Here is a 17,288-nt window from a genome sequence, read left to right as displayed (position 1 = left end):
AAAAAGGCAAAGCCGGGTGAAATAGGCGAGATCGTTGTCCGGGGGTCTATCATGATGAAAGAGTATTGGCAGGACCCTGTGAAAACAGAAGAGACTATTAAAAACGGGTATCTTCATACAGGGGATCTGGCCCGTATGGATGAGGACGGGTTTTTCTATCTGGTTGGAAGGGCAGGGGATATGTATATCACAGGAGGAGAAAATGTCTATCCGGCAGAAGTGGAAAAAATCCTCAAACTTCACCCAAAAATTGAAGACGTAGCTGTTAAAGGAGTGCCCGATGAGTTATGGGGTGAAACAGGGCATGCTTTTGTCATCGTATCACCGGGTGCAACCCTGACACAAGAGGATGTCATTGCCATGTGTCATGGCAAGCTTGCAAAATACAAATGGCCCCAAAAGGTGAGTTTTAGATCAGAGTTCCCCCGTACTTCCCTTGGCAAAGTCAGAAAAGGGGAGCTCGTTTAATCTTTCAAAGTAAACCGCCATTTGCAGAACATATCATCCGGGTGCGGGTCCGGCGGCGCAAACACACACTCCACGTTGATACGCTCATCAATCATTTTTGCAAAACTTTTAAATTCTTTCATGTGCATGTATTTGCAGACATATTCTTCCTGGCCGCGTTTGAGACGGGCTTCCTGTGCCGGGCAGGAGGGCACTGTAATGATCACTTCATCTTTTTTTTCTTCAAAATTGTAGCCCACAAGAATACACCAGGGAAACAATTTTAATGCCTGAACAAATCGGGCAAGGCCTTTTCCAGGAATATTGAATTTTTCTACAAGATCTTTGGCAGCGAAGCCTGCCACACGATCCCAGACCTGCTCATTGAGCTTCTCCGCTGTGGCTTGATCAAATTTTTCAGAGATCTTGATAAACCAGAATGCGTCCATGACCCTGTAATTCCATAAAAGAAACTCAATATAGGTCCCAAGTTCTTTTTTATTCATGGTTTTAAAAATGTCTAAATTCATAAGACTCCTTGTTTACCGGATATTTTTTTATCTAAAACTTTTCGAATGACTTTTGCAATTTTCAACATTGACACCGGTTTCATAATATAGGCGGCAATCCCAAGTTGGTCAGCTTTTTTTTCATCAATGAGGGAACTGTGGCCAGTGCAAATGATGACGGGGATGTCAGAGCGGATGTCCATTAATTTTTCAGATAATTTAACGCCCGTCATCTGCGGCATGGTCATATCGGTTATGACCAGATCAAAGTCGTGAGGTTTTGATTGAAACAGTTTCAATGCTTTTTGGGGGTTTGTTTGGGTCTCAACCCTATACCCAAGCTGTTCTAAAATCTGCCCGGTTACATCTGCAATAGATTCTTCATCATCCACAAAAAGTATTGTTTCACTGCCAGCAGGAGGAAGTTTAGCCGTCATTTTAGTTTTAACCTCTGGTTTTCCCTCAACTATGGGGAAAAGAATAATAAAAGTGGTACCTTCCCCAAGTTGGCTTTCCACGGTAATAGACCCGTTGTGGCTTTTAACAATACCCTGGACAACTGCCAGCCCCATGCCCGAGCCTTTTCCGATTTCCTTGGTCGTAAAATAAGGATCAAAGATTCTGTCTATGAGTTGAGGCTCAATTCCCGGACCTGCATCGCTTACCATGATTTTGATATAATTGCCTGGGATCAGGTCAGGATAATTGATGGCAGAATCTGCTGTCACAGATTCTTTTTCAACATTGATTTTCAGGATACCACCGGTCTCCTCCATTGCCTGGGAGGCATTGATGCAGATATTCATCAGGATTTGATTGATCTGGATTGGATCAGCGAGGATCGTTATTTCCTTGTCAGTGATCTTTTTTTGAATTTTTATGGTGGAGGGAATCGTTGAGTTCAGGAATTTGAGAGCGTCTTTAATAACGGTTATAATGCCTATGGGCTTGAGGTCCGGGTCGGTCTTTCGGCTGAAATTCAGCAGCTGTTTGACAATTCCTGCTGCCCTTAAACTGGCAGTCTTGATCTTTTTAAGATTGGTATAAATGGGGTTCCATTCCGGGATGTTTTGAAGTGCCAGTTCCACATTTCCGATAATCATATAGAGTATATTATTAAAATCATGGGCAATGCCTCCGGTAAGTGTACCGATGGATTCCATCTTCTGGGCCTGGCGGAGTTGGTCCTCAAGTAGTTTGCGATCCGTAATATCTCTGGCAATGCCTCTAAAACCGATTTTCTTGTCATTTGAATCTGTTATAAGAGATACAACCGTTTCAGCAAAACAGATAGAACCATCTTTTTTAATAAAACTCCAGTCAAGCGCTTTTGTAGATTTGCCCGTCCGGGATACCTTGTTAAAGGCTTGATAAATCTTTTGAGAATGTTTTTTGTCCATATATTCCCGGTTATTCATTCCGAATAATTCATCCTTGGGATATCCAAGCATTCTGCACAATGAATCATTAAAAAAGGTGAAGTTTCCGGTAATATCTACTTCAAAATAGCCGTCATCAATATTTTTGAGGATGTCTCGGTATTTTTCTTCACTTTCCCTTAAGTCCTCCTCCGCCTGTTTTCGATCTGTAATATCAACAACCACACCCTCGAAATGGGTAATGATCCCCTGATTGTCCCTTCGCATATATGTTCTGTGATTAACCCACTTTATCGTTCCATTTTTTGTAATAATTCGATATGGTTTATGAGTAAAACTAATTCTTAATTTATTTTTTCTGAAAGTTAACACCTCTTTTACTACCCGATTCAGATCATCAGAGTAAACCGTCTCTACATAAGATACCTGACCGGAAGTAAATTCTTCCATGCTATAACCAAACAGGTCTATTGCATTATCAGATACAAACTCAATCGGCCATTCTTTCACATTCCTCCAGAGTACTGCAACCACAGGACTTCTATTGATGATATTGTAGGCTTCTTTGAGTTTTTTTTCTGTTTGCCGACGATGGTTCAGTTCAATGGTCAGTTCCCTTGTCCTGGCCCTTACCAGGTCTCTTAAAAACAGGCTGCCCAGAAAGAGAAATATAACTAGTCCCAATATGACTGCGATACCCCATTTACTCCATAAGGGAAACGCCAATTTTCCGGAAACAACTCCAAACCATTTTTCCAATGACCGGTAGTAAACAGAGTTTTCATCGCTTTTTAATAATTTAATATGCCTGTCTATCGCAGCAAGAAACTCACCGTTTTTCCCTTCTGGAGCAGCATAGTGAATATCTTCATTTAAAACAGCCAGTTTTCTTCCTGCTAAACCCGTAATGGCTTTGATATGGGAATTTCTGGCTGTATAAAGCTGCGCCCAGTTGGTCAGCAGGTTTTCCTTGTTAAAGTCATACAGTTTATCTCTGGTCGTGGAAAAAGCGATGGTGCAGAGAATATCGATCTGATTGTTTTCAAGTCTTGACAGGCATTGCTGCCAGGTTCCAGGCATATATTCAATCTGCCATCCCTCTTGAGAAGCCACATATTCTATGATATCAGCAAAGATACCCTTCCCTTTGCCATCGGCATCGATGAATATTAGCGGTTCGTTATTGTGTATCCCGACTTTTATTGTTGAATCGGCATAAAGCGGATAAGAAAAGCTGTACTGAAAAAGGAGAATTAAAAAAAGAACTAAAAATTTTTTCATAGGACATACTCTCAAACACAGGGTTATGTTCTAATCCATATCGGCATATTAAAAAAAAATAAAATCAGCCGCCTATTTTGCCAAAAAAGGCAGTCTTCCTGTTCAATCGATAATGTGTACCATATCCATGGTATGGCTCACAAGAGCAAGTTCAATTTTTCTGCACTGCCTGAACCCGGCTGGATTAGAATGATTTGAAATCTTATAATACCGGTGAAAGATCTTGAAATAATTCCCTGCCCTGAAAATTTTTGTAAACTATGGTAAAAAAAAAGAATCTGTAGTATTCGTGATGATGTGAAAACAGTCCTGAGGGATATGGATGGGCAAAAAGAAAGGATTTTATAGTTTTGACTGAGAACAATATCGTTTCAATACATGCACGGATTCTGGTGGTAGATGATGATGAAGCCATAAGGGATGCCTTAAGGGTGATCCTTGAGGATGATTACGATGTTGTCTGTGTTGACAGCGGGTTCAAGGCGGTTGAAGAGATTAAAAATCAGGTGTTTGATCTTGTTTTTCTGGACATTGTAATGCCTGAAATGAACGGAATTGAAACCTTAAAGCGGCTCAAGGCCTATGATAAGAACCTGGATATCATCATGGTTTCTGCTGTTGATCGTGCCCAGGAAGCCACGGATTCCTTTAGCCACGGTGCCTATGACTATATTACAAAACCATTTGACCATGAAATCATATTGAATCGGCTGGAAAAGGTGTTATTAAAACGAAATCTTGCAAAAGAAGTCAGTTTTCACAAGTCCCAGGCAGGTTCCGGATCCGGGCAGAGCAAAATTATCAGCAAGTCAAAAAAAATGGCTGCCGTGTTTAATCTGATTGCAAAAGTTGCCAAGACGTCAAGCAATGTCCTGATCACAGGAGAGAGCGGAACCGGAAAGGAATTGATCGCCTGGGCAGTTCACAACCAAAGCCTGCGCAAAGATAAACCCTTTGTTGCCATTAATTGTGCAGCCATACCGGCAGAACTCATGGAAGCAGAATTATTCGGCCATGAAAAAGGAGCCTTTACCGGAGCCCATAAACAAACCATTGGTAAGTTTGAATTTGCCCACCAGGGTACCATTTTTCTGGATGAAATTTCCTGCTTAAAACTTGAGTTCCAGGCAAAGCTGTTAAGGTTTGTCCAGGAACGGGAATTTGCACGGGTGGGCAGCCATCGCACCATTAAAGTGGATGTCCGAATTGTTGCCGCCACAAACACCAGCCTGGATGAAATGGTGAGGCAAGGTACACTCAGGGATGATCTCTATTTCAGGCTTAATGTGGTTCCCGTATTGCTGCCGCCCCTTTGCAGCCGTAAGGGTGATGTCCCGCTTTTGGCAAAATTTTTTCTGGACAGATTCAACCGCCAGATGAATAAAAGTATAAAAGGCTTTACCAGGGATGCCCTTGCTGTGCTGGAGGCCTATTCATGGCCCGGGAATATTCGTGAGCTGGAAAACCTTATCGAACGGATGGTGGTGCTGGGATCGGAAAATCAATTCATTGATGAAAAAGACCTTCCTTTTGATCTTTTATTCCACAGGGAATCCATGAAAGGGAGCCAGGATGGTACCTGGGAAAATAAGGGCTTGATCCAGGCCCGCCAGTCTTTTGAACGCCTCTACATCCTGCGGGCTCTTCAGAACTGCCGGTGGAACCAGACCTGGACATCCAATCTTCTCGGAATTCACAGAAACACCCTTATGCAGAAAATGAAAGCTTTGGATCTTATCCGGGAGCAAAATGATTCCTAATCCTGTCTTTTTGGCAGGCTGACTGAAAAACAGGAGCCTTCACCTTTTCTGCTTTTTGCTTCTATCTGCCCCCCATGTTCCGAAATCACTTTATGGGTAATAGCAAGCCCAAGTCCCGTGCCCTTGGCCTTTGTGGTAAAAAACGGGTTAAAAATATTTTCTGCTGTCTCAGATGAAAAACCATGGCCGGTATCCCTGAAATTTATGATAACCCGGGTGTTTTCACAGGATGAATGAATGAAGATCACTCCGCCATTCGGCATTGCCTGAGCTCCATTTTTCATGAGGTTGATAAATACTTTTTCAAGCTGGTCAGCATCTGCCATGACCCGTGGCAGCTCTTTTGGAATCTCCCATTGGCAGTCAATGCCTTTGACCTTAAAATCCGCTTCCAGTAATTCAATGCTCTGTCTTAGCAACTCCCGGATATCTGTTGGATTGAAATTGTATTTAGGTGGTCTTGACAACTCTAAGAGTTCTTCTATGATGGTGTTGAGCCGGTTGATTTCCCTGGGAACAGTTCTTTGAAATTTTTCCAGGAAACCTGGTTTTTCAATTTTTTCCGGTAGCAGTGCCACATAGGTTTTGATGGCAGAAAGGGGATTTCGAATTTCATGGGCCATGCCGGCAGCCATGGTTCCCAGATCGGCAAGTCGTTGACCCTGGCGGATTTGGGCCTCAAGCTTTTTAAGAGCAGTAATATCATTGAGGTTGAATATGAGCTGCTTTGGGTTTTTCCCATCCGATTCAAGAACACCTGAACCTGTCAGGAGTATCCTTGTATCTTCTCCTCTTTGCAGATGAATTTCGCGCTGGTTTTTGCCTGAAGGGTTTTTAAGGGATTGTTGTATATAAGCTGAGAACTGCATGTCTGTATTAAAAAAATTCAAAACAGGGCAGCCTTTTACGGTAGGGCTTTGGGGGATACCCAGGATAGTGTGTGCGGCAGGATTGACAGCCGTAATAATCCCGTCCATGTCAACGGCTAAAAGGCCGTCACTCATTGTGGCCAATATTTTCTCGGCATATTGCTGCAATCGTTTGATTTCTTTGAGCTGGTTTTCTAATTTCTGTTTGTGGGCAAGGATTTCCCGGATCATAAAGGAAAAATTGGATGCCAGGATTTCCACTTCATCCCGGGTGTGAATGGAAATTTTTTGTTTTAAATTGCCCCGGGCGGCTTCTATGGTGGCTCCAACCAATGTTTCCAGGGGCCGGGTGACCCGCTGGGCGACCCAGTTGGAGATCAGGATACCAATGGCAAGAGCCACAGATCCCAGAATAAGAATGCTCCAAAGGGTCTGGCGAATCTGCTGGTACATCAGTTCAAGGGATAAGCAGACCCGTATGGTTCCCCACCGGGCCCGGGAACCGGGAAGGTATACAGGCACGGCTACATCCAGGACAGGAGTGGTACCCGATTCAGGAACATGGATTGTGATCAGGGGTTCTTTTACTTCAATAGCATTCAGGCTGGCCTTGTCTGTCAGCAGCCGGTTCTGGAGATCAGGCCTTCTGCTGTAGCTGGCCACCTTTCCTTCCTTGTCATGGATAATCACGTAAATGATGTCGGGATTATTGACTGCCTGGTTGGTCAGTTTTTCCAGGGCAATATAGTTATAAGTGATCAGGTGATCCACGGATATGGTAGCAAGATTCTTTGCAATGGCCAGCCCCTGCTTTTCAATCCTGCCCCGGATGGTCCGGGTTTGAAGTATTCCCAGGACCAGAGCAAGACTTGTCAGCAAGAGCAGGAGCATGATTGAGGTGATGAGGATAAATCGATAGCGCAGGGAAATAAATCCGGATTTTTTCAATAACCTTTCCTTGCTGCGTGACAAAAGCCCTCCTTTGAAAATATTCAGTTAGTTTGTGAGGATTTATCCAGCCAGATTTTATTGAGCGGCATGGTATGGGCTCCCAGGGCACTCACGTTTACGGATTTAACATAGGATTGATATGCCCGGTCCACACTCATATAAAAAAGCGGAATCAGGGGTGCTGACGTCATGATGGCAGCTTCGATTTTCTGGTACGTCTTTGCCCGCTCAACCGGGTCCACAATTCCTCTGGCAGTTAACAGCATCCGGTCCACATTTTCATCCTGAAATTTCATGAAATTGGTAGGGGATTCAGAGGCAAAAAGAGAGTATAAAAAACTGTCCGGATCAGGCATATCTGCAAACCATGCATACCGGTAGATCTGAACAGCGTCTGTTTTTAAATAGGCTTCAAAGCTTTTCCAGTCAGTGATATATTTGATCTTAAGCTTTATGCCGAGCCCGGACCAGAATTCTTTGATCATAGCCATTTCCTTTTCCACTCGCGGGAATTGAAGCGCTGACACAATCTCCAGTTCAGGCACATCCTCCAGTGCTTTGCCAGAGGATTGGTTCAAGTGCCGGCGGGCAAGATCCGGGTTGTAATCCTCCATCCGGTTCAAGGGATTATATCCTGGCATACCAGGGGGTAAAATAGTTTTTGCAATTTCAAACCGACCTTTATAGATTTGGTTGACAAATATCTTGCGGTTAATGGCAGAGGAAAGGGCTTTTCGCAGGTCAGGATTTGCAAGGTTGGGATGTTTTACATTCATGCCGTAAAAAAAGAGACTCAAAGAAGGCCTGTGAAACCATTGAAATTTTTTTGTATCTGCAAGTTTTCCTTTGACATCCCCGTAGACTGCCATTTCTTCAAGGTTGCCATTCTGAAAGTCAGCCAATACTTGGGGATCCTGCCCTCCCGGATAAATTTTATAATGGATCTCATTCAGATAGGCAGGTCCGGCATAATACTCTTTAAACCGCTTAAGGCAGATGGATTTTCCCTCATCCCAGGACACAAACCTGAACGGGCCGGTTCCCACGGGATGTTTTCCAAAGTCCTTCCCCAGCCGGATTACGTCTTTTTGGGGAATAATGGCAGCCTGGTACATGCCCAGGGCCGTCAGAAAGGGTACATGGGATTCTTCCAGGCGGACATTAAAAACCCTTTTGTTTTCAATGTCCAGCCCCGGGACATTTTTCTGGATTCCGGCCCTGTATTCCTTTGCCCCGACGATTTTAAGCAGATGGGGCAGCACAGCCGGAGCAGGATCTGCCCGTAAAAGCCTGCTGATGGAAAATACCACATCCCCGGAAGTGACAGGTTCCAGGTTATGAAACCGGGCATTTTTCCTTAAGGTAAACCGGTATATTTTTCCTTTTTCTTTTACTTGCCATGTTTCAGCCAGGGCCGGTAAAACCGATAGATAGGGATCAAACCGGACAAGCCCGTCAAAAATCTGATGGATAAGTGTGATTCCATAAGTATCCTGAACATAGGCAGGATCAAGGGTGGCAGGGTTGTTCCGTAAAGGTGCCCGGTAAATTCCGCCCCGGATGGGTTCCGGTGCTGTCTTTTGTGTTGTTTTTTTTTCTTCCTGGTTTGTACAGCCAGGAAGAAAAAACAAAGTCATGGAAAGAAAACTTGTAAAAAAGAGATAAGACAGGCCTGAGAGATTCATCATTCTTTCTCCTAAAGTGACATGTGTTTAAAGAGGAAAAAATCTACCACAGGAAAGATATATATGCAAGTAAGCCAATTTTATTTAGTAGTGCCCGGCTATATTTTTGCATGTCAAACGGGAATGGTGGTGAACGTCCCTTGTATGGTTCTCAGAGAGCCTTTTTTAAAAAATATGCTACTTCATCTATATTTGCTCCTCTCTTTACCAGATCATTGAACTGGATGCTGATCTCAGGAAGAGTCGGAAGGTTGACTTCCCCTTTTTTGAACCTGGAGATGATCTCTTCCACTAGATTGATTTCTTTTTTAGGCTCAGGCTTTTCTACTGCTGTAATTTCAGTACTATTTGATATGGTTTTGGAGTTCTTCTGCTTCAGCAGAGCGATTGTTTGCAATTAGGATTCTTTTCATAATAATACCAAAAAATATTGTTAAAATTTTTATTTATACAAAAGCCTAACCGGACACCATTGAATTTTATTAAAATATTTCTGAAACCAGGATTAATTGACAAAAAAAGCACGGAAGAAATGATACCGTGCTTTTCTTAACCTGTTTTATTTTAATAAACAGACATTTTATTCAAGGAAGAATTAAGGTCCTCCGTTGCCACCAGCCAATACCGGCATTGCATACCCAGCAATCAAAACACCAATTATAAATAATTTTACCATGAGTTCTTTCATTGTCATTCTCCTTTACTATTCTGGTTTAGTTAAAAATTACGATACTATTATCGCTTCGTTGTTTATTGTTATAGCAAGGCATAGGCCAGGGGTTTCATTTTCAGATAATATTTTATAAGTATCTGATATTAAAAGAATATATTTCAATATTCAAAATAATAGAAAAATAATTGCCCAAGGGAAGTGCACACTCTTATGTGCAGGTGGAATCGTAATAAGCTAAAATATGATTTTTCTTTTACTTTTTTAATGTTGCCGGGTCTTGGTTTCTGTATTTTGCACATATTTATGTGCAAAATGACTATGTTTATGGGCACTCTTTTTTTTGTTTGTATTTCAAGTGCTTATATGTTTTTTATAGCTATTAACTTTATTTGTGCTCATAAATCTGTGCATTTCTGTTATTTTTCTGGATTTTTAATTGTGCTGAAAAATACTTTTTATACAATAAATTAAGATAGTTATCATAATTTTGATCTTTGTATTCCCTTGGCATAATTATTGCGATTGTCTATATTTTGTGAAATTTGAATTTGTTTTTATGAATATTTTAGTGGATACTGAATTATTGAAAAATTTCCAATCAGGACAAAAAATTTCAAAGAACCCCGGGAGAGAACATGCAGAGATAAATTTCAGAAACCATGTTCAGAAGTCCCGGACCAATAGAATTATTCCAATGGTACCAGAGTATTTTGATTTTTTACCCATCGGATATGTGACTCTTGATGAAACAGGAATTATTAAAACTGCCAATCAGGCCGCTGCGGAAATGCTGGGTGTTGAAAAAAACCTGTTGATCAATACTGTTTTTATTGATTTTGTTTATAAAGAAGATCAAAAAAACTTCCAGTTAGACGAAAACAGCCTTTGCGGCCAGACTCACACCTCTTTTGATGTCAGGTTTAAAAAAAAGCAGGACCTGTTCTGGGCCAGGGTAAATGTCTCAATTGATGAAAACCTGCGGTTAAACGACAGACAGACAGTGATTGTACTCTGTGATATTACCGACTTAAAGCAGGTTGAAGAGGAAAAAACAACACTGAAACACCAGCTTCATCAGACACAGAAGATGGAAGTCATTGGTGTCCTGTCAACCGGCATTGTCCATGATTTCAATAATATCCTTCACCCCATCATCACCACCCTCGAACTTCTGATAGAAGATGCAGCCTGTGACAGGGAACTTCGGGAGACACTTAAAAACATTCTAGCCGGTGCCAACCGGGCCGGTAACCTGGTGAGACAGATTCTCAGCTTCAGTCATCAGGCCGACCTTGAGGTCGGCACTATAAAAATCCAGCCCATTATCAGGGAAGTACTAAAATTAAGCCGGTCAACCCTCCCGCCCAATATAAAAATTATCCGGGTCATTGATAAGGCGTGCGGACCGGTCATGGCGGATCCCACCCACATTTATCAGATCGCCATGAACCTTATTACCAATGCCTTTCATGCCATGGGGCATAATGACGGGATACTTGATGTCACGTTAAAAGAGATAAAAGTCACCAGGGATACCCCCGAGGGATTGACTCTGAATCCCGGTGTTTATGCCTGCTTAAGCGTTGCCGATACCGGGAAGGGTATAGATAGCTCCATAATGAACAAGATTTTTGAGCCCTATTTTACAACAAAAGAAAAAGGAACAGGTCTCGGACTTTGTGTTATTTCCGATATCGTCAAAAATTACGGCGGAGATATCCGCTTTTCCAGTGAACCGGGAAAGGGGAGCATTTTCCGGGTCTATATCCCCAGGGATTCTGCTTCCTTTGAGACCACTTTGGTTGATAATGACAAACAAATGGATCTGTATGGAAATGAATCCATTCTTTATATTGATGATGATCCCAATATCGTGGGTGTTCAGAAAAAGACCTTTGAGCGCCGCGGGTATAATGTTACACCTTTTGTCAGCAGTCTTGATGCACTGAATGAATTTAAAGCCCGGCCAGAGATTTTTGATATTGTCATCTGCGATATGGCAATGCCGGTCATGACAGGGCTGACACTGGCAAGCAGAATTAAACAGATCAGACCTGATATCCCTGTCATCATCTGTACGGGTTTCAGCGAACAGATCAACAAAGATAATTATCATGACATGGGTATTGATGGTTTTTTAATGAAACCTGTCAGTAAGAAAGATTCCCTGAAATTGATCCGGCATCTGCTGGATAACAGGTAGAATTTATCCCCTCTCTGCGGTTTCCTCTTTTTTTTATCAATCCGAATCACCGGATTAGAATGATCCGAAGGTCCATAACATTGGTGTTGGTGGGCCCTGTTTTGAAAAGATCTGAAATGTGGTCAAAAAACGGATAGGCATTGTTTTCGTTAAGAAATTGTTCCGGTGTAAGCCCTTGAGCCACAGCCCTTTGGATTGTGGTATGATCGGCGATGGCACCGGCTGCATCTGTGGGGCCGTCCGTACCGTCAGTGCCTGCACTCAGGATGACGACATGCTCAAGACCTTTTATTTTTAAGGCACAAGCCAGAGCAAATTCCTGGTTACGACCGCCTTTCCCATTCCCTTTCATGGTTACGGTGGTCTCGCCACCTGACAGGATGCAGGCCGGTGGTTTCAACGGGTGTCCTGTGGCAAGGATTTCTTTGGCAATGGCAGTATGGACGGTGGCCACATCAATGGTTTGTCCTTCAATCATGGAAGAAAGAATCTGGGTGTGATACTTTAAGTCTCCGGCCTTTTTTTCAGCACTCAAGAGTGCATTGATATTGCTTGCAATAATGGTATGAAAAATATTTTCAAAAACCGGATGCCCTTGTTTCGGGGTTTCAGGGATAAGGCCTTGTGAACCTTTTTTAAGGTATTGCAAAACAGTGCTGGGCAGGCAATCTTTGATGCCATGTGTTTCAATGATTTTAAGGCATTGCTCAAAGGTACCTCTATCCGGAACGGCAGGGCCTGAAGCGATGATGTCAAGATCGTCGCCTACCACATCGGACAGAACAAGACAGATTACGGGGGCCGGGTATACGGCTTTTGCAAGAAGGCCGCCTTTTATCCTGGACAAATGTTTTCTGATGGTATTGATTCCATGGATTGTGGCACCGCAGCCCAGAAGCACCTCAGTTGTCTTTTGTTTGTCTTCCAGGGTCAGTCCGTGGGCCGGGAGAGTCATTAACGCGGAACCACCGCCGGAAATCAGGCAGATGACAAGGGTGTTTTCATCAGCCTTTTGTGCCATTTTTAAAAGTTTTTCTGCACCGGCAACACTGTTTGCGTCAGGTACCGGGTGACCGGCTTCAACCATTGTTATTCTTTTCAGATTTTCAACATGCTTATACTTCACAATGACAATCCCGGCGGTTATCCTGTTCTGCAGGATTTTTTCCATGGCATTGGCCATGGATGCCCCGGCTTTTCCAGCACCAAGAACAATGATCCGTTCAAATTTGTTCAAATCATATGCTCTGTTGTTTACTGTGAAAACATTGCGTTTAAGCCTGCAGCAACGGTGAATGCAAGTCTTTGGGTCTACTGCCCCAAGGCCCTCATTAAAGATGTCAACAGCATCCTGTCGCATTTTTTTCAACAGGGAATTTTCAATGGTCATGTTTTTTGTCTTCGGGTATTGCCGAGACATCAGTATTTTCTTTTTCACTGGGTGCATCCGTATTTGTAAGAACGGTAGTTTTAATATATACGATTATTTGAATTACAAACAATCGTCAAGTTAAAGAAAAGTCAGTTTGAGATTTTTTAAAAATTGTGTACACTTGGTTTATTTGAAATAGGGTTTTCCATCAATACAGGAGAAAAGATATGCCATTGTCCTTCAGATCCCAAAGTCATGGAAATATTGCATTCGGCTTTTTTAACATTGAGTCGGATATGCTGTTGTTGGATAATCATTTTTTTTTTGCAGATGATTTTTGTAAATGGATAAATAAGATGGCAAAAATGGATGATGGCGGATTGAAAAAATTGCAGTGCCGGGTTTATTTTATTGCAGATTCAGAGGACATCGGGGATCTGATGGGGGCTATTCACGGGATACGGTTTACAGGATTTATTGGAAAAGTGTATACGCTTTTTCCTTTTCCCGATGATCCACAAGCGTTTAAGCAGAACCCAAAGGGATATCAAACCCGGAAAATTGTCACCTCGGAGATTGAAGGCGTTTCAAAAAAGAGAGAGATTTTATTTGAATTTTTTAAAGACGGGCAAATTAAAATCGGGCCCTATCTGTTTAATAAAGCCGTGTTTCATGAACTGATCCGATATGTCTGGCAGGGCGGGTATCCCCGGTGGAAAGATGAGATAAGGCCGCAATATGTAATTGAGATGAAAGAGAGGATTATAGATAGTCACAATTCCTTTTTTAAAGGGGTGTTTTCATCCCAGGAGATTTGATGTATGGTAAGAAAATTTAAAATTCTAATTTTGAAAGGAAAATCCTTATGCCGATAGCAGAAAGAATGGTTAAAATGGTTGAAGCAGCATCTATGATTCGGAAGATGTTTGAAGAAGGGATCAGGATGAGAGAAAAGTATGGGGCTGATAATGTGTTTGACTTCTCCCTTGGAAATCCCGATGTTCCCCCGCCGGCGCTTGTTAAAGAAACTTTGATAAATCTGATTAACAGCGAGACCACATCCCACGGATATATGCCCAACCCGGGATATCCCCATGTGCGACAGGCTGTGGCGGATTACCTGAATAAAGAATATAATGTGGGGCTCACATCAGATTTGATTGTCATGACTGCAGGAGCGGCAGGAGCCTTGAATGATACTTTGCGAGCGCTGTTAAATCCGGGAGAGGATATTCTTACGCCGGCACCCTATTTTGTCGGGTATAACCAGTATGCCTTTGTTGCCGGGGCAAATTTAAAAACAGTTGTCTCATTTCCTGATTTCCATCTCGACCTTGATGCTATTGAAGGGGCCATTACTGAAAAGACACGGGTCATGCTGATTAATACTCCCAATAACCCGACCGGTGCCGTGTATACCAAGGAAGAACTGGATGGGCTTGGAAAGGTATTAGAAGCCGCCAGTGTTAAATTCGGGAAACGGATTTACCTGATTTCTGATGAACCTTACAGAAAAATTGCCTATGATGTTGATGTTCCATCTATGTTTGATGTTTATCCCCATACCATTGTACTGACTTCCTATTCCAAGGAACTTTCCCTGGCAGGCGAGAGAATCGGGTATCTTGCCATTCATCCCAAAGCTGAGGATGCTGCCATGATTGCAGGGGCGACCGGGGTGACAAATACCATGATGTATGTGAATGCTCCTGCCCTTTTCCAGCAGGTTGTGGGAAAGCTCCAGGGGGTTTCGGTTGATATTGAAATATATAAGAGACGCCGTGACATATTTTGTGAGGGACTTCATGCGGCAGGGTATGAATTTGACGTACCCCAGGGGGCTTTTTACCTGTTTCCCAAAAGCCCGATTGAAAATGATGTGGAATTTGTAAACATTTTAAGCAAACAAAATATTCTTGCTGTTCCGGGAGCAGCGTTTGGTGGGCCAGGCCATTTCAGGCTTTCCTATGCAGTGCCTGACAAAACCATCAAAGGCTCTTTTGAAGGATTCAAAAAAGCCTTTGACAGTGTAAAATAAAATTTTTTGGCCCTGCCTCCTGGATTGTTAAATATGGGCTGCCAAAGACGGCAGGGTCAAAACTTTATCCTGATTTTTCTTCAAATAATTTCATGAAAGATAAAAGGTCATTGATGGCATTTATGCCGGTGGCATTATAAATGGATGCACGGCATCCGCCTACACTCCTGTGACCTTTCAGACCCCCCATTCCGCTTTCAATGGCTTTTGCAACAAAGGCTGCCTCAAGGTCTTCATTTGGCAGACGGAAGGTGACATTCATTAAAGATCGTGAGCCCTTGTCTGCGGTGGCCCGGTAAAAGCTTGAGTCATCTATAAAATTATAGAGCAGGTTTGCTTTTTCACGGTTTTTTTCATCCATTTTTTCAAGACCGCCAATGGTTTCTTCCAGCCATTTCATAACCAGCTGGATGGTATAAATAGCAAAACAGGGCGGCGTGTTAAACATGGAATTTTTATTGGCAAAGGTGGCATAGCTTAACATGGTTGGGATGTGGTCCGGCACAAGATCCAGAAGATCCTGCCGGATAATGACCATGCACACGCCGGCAGGCCCGATGTTTTTCTGGGCGCCGGCATAGAGCATGCCGATGTTGCTCATATCCAGCGGTCTTGACACGATGTCCGAGGACATGTCAATCACCATGGGGATCTTGCCTGTGTCGGGAAGGGATTCAAACTGGGTGCCTTTGATGGTGTTGTTTGATGTAAGGTGCACATAAGCGGCATCTGCATTAAAAGAGATGTCTTTTGGAATATAGCAGTAATTTTTATCCTCGGAAGAAGCCACAACCTTTATGGGCTTGTTCTGAATCTGTGCTTCCTTAATGGCTTTTGTGGACCATGTCCCGGTGTTGATATAGTCGGCACTCCTTCCATCAGATAGAAAATTTAACGGAGCCATGCAAAACTGCATGCTGGCACCGCCCTGTAAAAAGAGTACGTGATACTGGTCATCGAGTTTTAACAGCCTTTTGGTCCGGTCAATGGCATCATTGATGACATCATCAAACCATTTGGACCTGTGACTGACCTCAGTGATGGACATGCCGCTTCCTTTAAAATTGATAAACGAGTCCCTGATTTCTTCAAGGACGGGCAGAGGCAGTGCGGCAGGCCCGGCATTAAAATTATGGATTCTGTCGGACATAATATGGGCTCCTTTTTTTAAAGATTCGGAAAAAGACAACCCCGGGTACTGATCAATACGATGGCAGCAGTCCCGGGGTTGCAGGTTAAAGGTTCAATTAACTGGATTGCTTGGGTTTTGGTAAGGGTTCAAGGTCTTTTAATGCTGCATCAATTTGTTCCTGGGGAAGGTCATGATCAGCAAGATTCCCTCTGAGGAAATTTTCATAGGCAGCAAGATCAACAAGGCCATGGCCGCTCCAGTTGAAGAGGATGGTTTTTTCTTTTCCTTCCTCCTTGGCTTTGAGTGCTTCGCGAATAGTTATGGCAACGGCGTGGTTGCATTCAGGAGCGGATATAAAGCCTTCAGTCCGGGCAAAGAGCATGCCTGCGTCAAAGGTTTCAAGCTGATGGATGGATTCCGGTCTGATGATTTCATCCAGGATGAGCTGGCTGACAATGGGTGCCATGCCGTGATACCTTAAACCGCCTGCATGGATGGGTGCCGGCACAAAATTATGACCCAGGGTATGCATGGGCAGCAAGGGGGTCATCTGGACAGTGTCACCAAAATCATAGGCAAAGGGTCCTCTTGTCATAGTGGGACAGGAGGTGGGTTCCACGGCAATAATGTCTATATGTCTGCCGTTGATCTTATCCAGGGCAAAGGGGAAGGCAAGGCCTGCAAAATTACTTCCGCCGCCTGCACTGCCGATAATCACATCGGGATAGTCTCCTGCCATTTCCATCTGTTTTTGAGCTTCAAGGCCGATGATGCTCTGATGGATCATGACATGGTTTAATACACTGCCCAATGCATATTTGGTGTTTTCATCACCCACAGCCTCTTCTACTGCCTCGCTAATGGCCATGCCAAGGCTGCCCGGAGTATCAGGGTCTCTTTCCAGCATAGCTCGACCCGCCTCTGTTTCAGTGCTGGGGCTTGCCGTACAATTGGCCCCCCAGGTTTCCATCATCAGGCGGCGGTATGGT

Annotated in this window: 12 protein-coding genes and 1 pseudogene; 5 read left to right on the top strand and 8 right to left on the bottom strand. The window is 43.3% G+C overall.

Annotated features, from left to right (window positions below; genetic code table 11):
• Positions 1–468 (top strand): annotated as a pseudogene (locus K8S13_RS06120) (AMP-binding protein); the annotation flags it as partial.
• Here K8S13_RS06120 and K8S13_RS06115 read toward each other — a convergent pair.
• Together K8S13_RS06115 and K8S13_RS06110 are read right to left on the bottom strand one after the other, a co-directional pair.
• Positions 465–977, bottom strand: coding sequence for a DUF6125 family protein (locus tag K8S13_RS06115; protein ID WP_291461241.1), 513 nt, complete (start codon positions 975–977; stop codon positions 465–467). The pseudogene K8S13_RS06120 and the gene K8S13_RS06115 overlap by 4 nt on opposite strands.
• Positions 974–3,616 (bottom strand): PAS domain S-box protein, encoded by a 2,643-nt coding sequence (locus K8S13_RS06110; protein WP_291461239.1) that lies wholly within the window; start codon positions 3,614–3,616, stop codon positions 974–976. Before K8S13_RS06110 ends, K8S13_RS06115 begins: the two co-directional genes overlap by 4 nt.
• A gap of 350 nt (positions 3,617–3,966) precedes the next feature.
• On the opposite strand from K8S13_RS06110, the gene K8S13_RS06105 reads away from it, so the two are divergent.
• Positions 3,967–5,376: a sigma-54 dependent transcriptional regulator gene (locus tag K8S13_RS06105; protein ID WP_291461238.1), complete on the top strand. Its 1,410-nt coding sequence runs from the start codon at positions 3,967–3,969 to the stop codon at positions 5,374–5,376.
• On the opposite strand, the gene K8S13_RS06100 is transcribed toward K8S13_RS06105, so the two are convergent.
• The 3 genes from K8S13_RS06100 to K8S13_RS06090 form a co-directional block, all read right to left on the bottom strand.
• A complete protein-coding gene (locus K8S13_RS06100; protein WP_291461236.1) occupies positions 5,373–7,217 on the bottom strand; it encodes an ATP-binding protein in 1,845 nt (614 codons plus the stop codon). The two genes, K8S13_RS06105 and K8S13_RS06100, sit on opposite strands and share 4 nt — an antisense overlap.
• A gap of 20 nt (positions 7,218–7,237) precedes the next feature.
• Complete coding sequence (locus K8S13_RS06095) at positions 7,238–8,884, bottom strand: ABC transporter substrate-binding protein (protein WP_291461233.1); 1,647 nt, start codon at positions 8,882–8,884, stop codon at positions 7,238–7,240.
• Between the two features lie 148 nt (positions 8,885–9,032).
• The gene (locus tag K8S13_RS06090) at positions 9,033–9,278 is read right to left on the bottom strand and encodes a hypothetical protein (RefSeq protein WP_291461232.1); all 246 of its coding nucleotides are present in this window, start codon (positions 9,276–9,278) and stop codon (positions 9,033–9,035) included.
• Between the two features lie 859 nt (positions 9,279–10,137).
• On the opposite strand from K8S13_RS06090, the gene K8S13_RS06085 reads away from it, so the two are divergent.
• Positions 10,138–11,757 (top strand): response regulator, encoded by a 1,620-nt coding sequence (locus K8S13_RS06085; RefSeq protein ID WP_291461231.1) that lies wholly within the window; start codon positions 10,138–10,140, stop codon positions 11,755–11,757.
• A 46-nt stretch (positions 11,758–11,803) separates the two neighbouring features.
• Here the strand turns inward: K8S13_RS06085 and K8S13_RS06080 are convergent, their stop codons facing one another.
• Positions 11,804–13,195 (bottom strand): glycerate kinase, encoded by a 1,392-nt coding sequence (locus K8S13_RS06080; protein WP_291461230.1) that lies wholly within the window; start codon positions 13,193–13,195, stop codon positions 11,804–11,806.
• 161 nt (positions 13,196–13,356) lie between these two features.
• On the opposite strand from K8S13_RS06080, the gene K8S13_RS06075 reads away from it, so the two are divergent.
• Both K8S13_RS06075 and K8S13_RS06070 read left to right on the top strand, forming a co-directional pair.
• Positions 13,357–13,947, top strand: a complete 591-nt coding sequence (locus tag K8S13_RS06075; protein ID WP_291461229.1) for a hypothetical protein — start codon at positions 13,357–13,359, stop codon at positions 13,945–13,947.
• Between the two features lie 47 nt (positions 13,948–13,994).
• Positions 13,995–15,167 (top strand): pyridoxal phosphate-dependent aminotransferase, encoded by a 1,173-nt coding sequence (locus K8S13_RS06070; protein WP_291461228.1) that lies wholly within the window; start codon positions 13,995–13,997, stop codon positions 15,165–15,167.
• A 64-nt stretch (positions 15,168–15,231) separates the two neighbouring features.
• On the opposite strand, the gene serC is transcribed toward K8S13_RS06070, so the two are convergent.
• Together serC and K8S13_RS06060 are read right to left on the bottom strand one after the other, a co-directional pair.
• Positions 15,232–16,317: a 3-phosphoserine/phosphohydroxythreonine transaminase gene (gene serC, locus K8S13_RS06065; RefSeq protein ID WP_291461226.1), complete on the bottom strand. Its 1,086-nt coding sequence runs from the start codon at positions 16,315–16,317 to the stop codon at positions 15,232–15,234.
• Positions 16,318–16,414: 97 nt separating this feature from the next.
• The coding region (locus K8S13_RS06060) for a TrpB-like pyridoxal phosphate-dependent enzyme (protein WP_291461225.1) at positions 16,415–17,288 on the bottom strand (874 nt) is incomplete at its 5' end.

Source organism: Desulfobacula sp. (assembly GCF_021107415.1).
The sequence above is the reverse complement of the archived record's forward strand: the minus strand, read 5'-3'. Positions and strand labels throughout refer to the sequence as shown.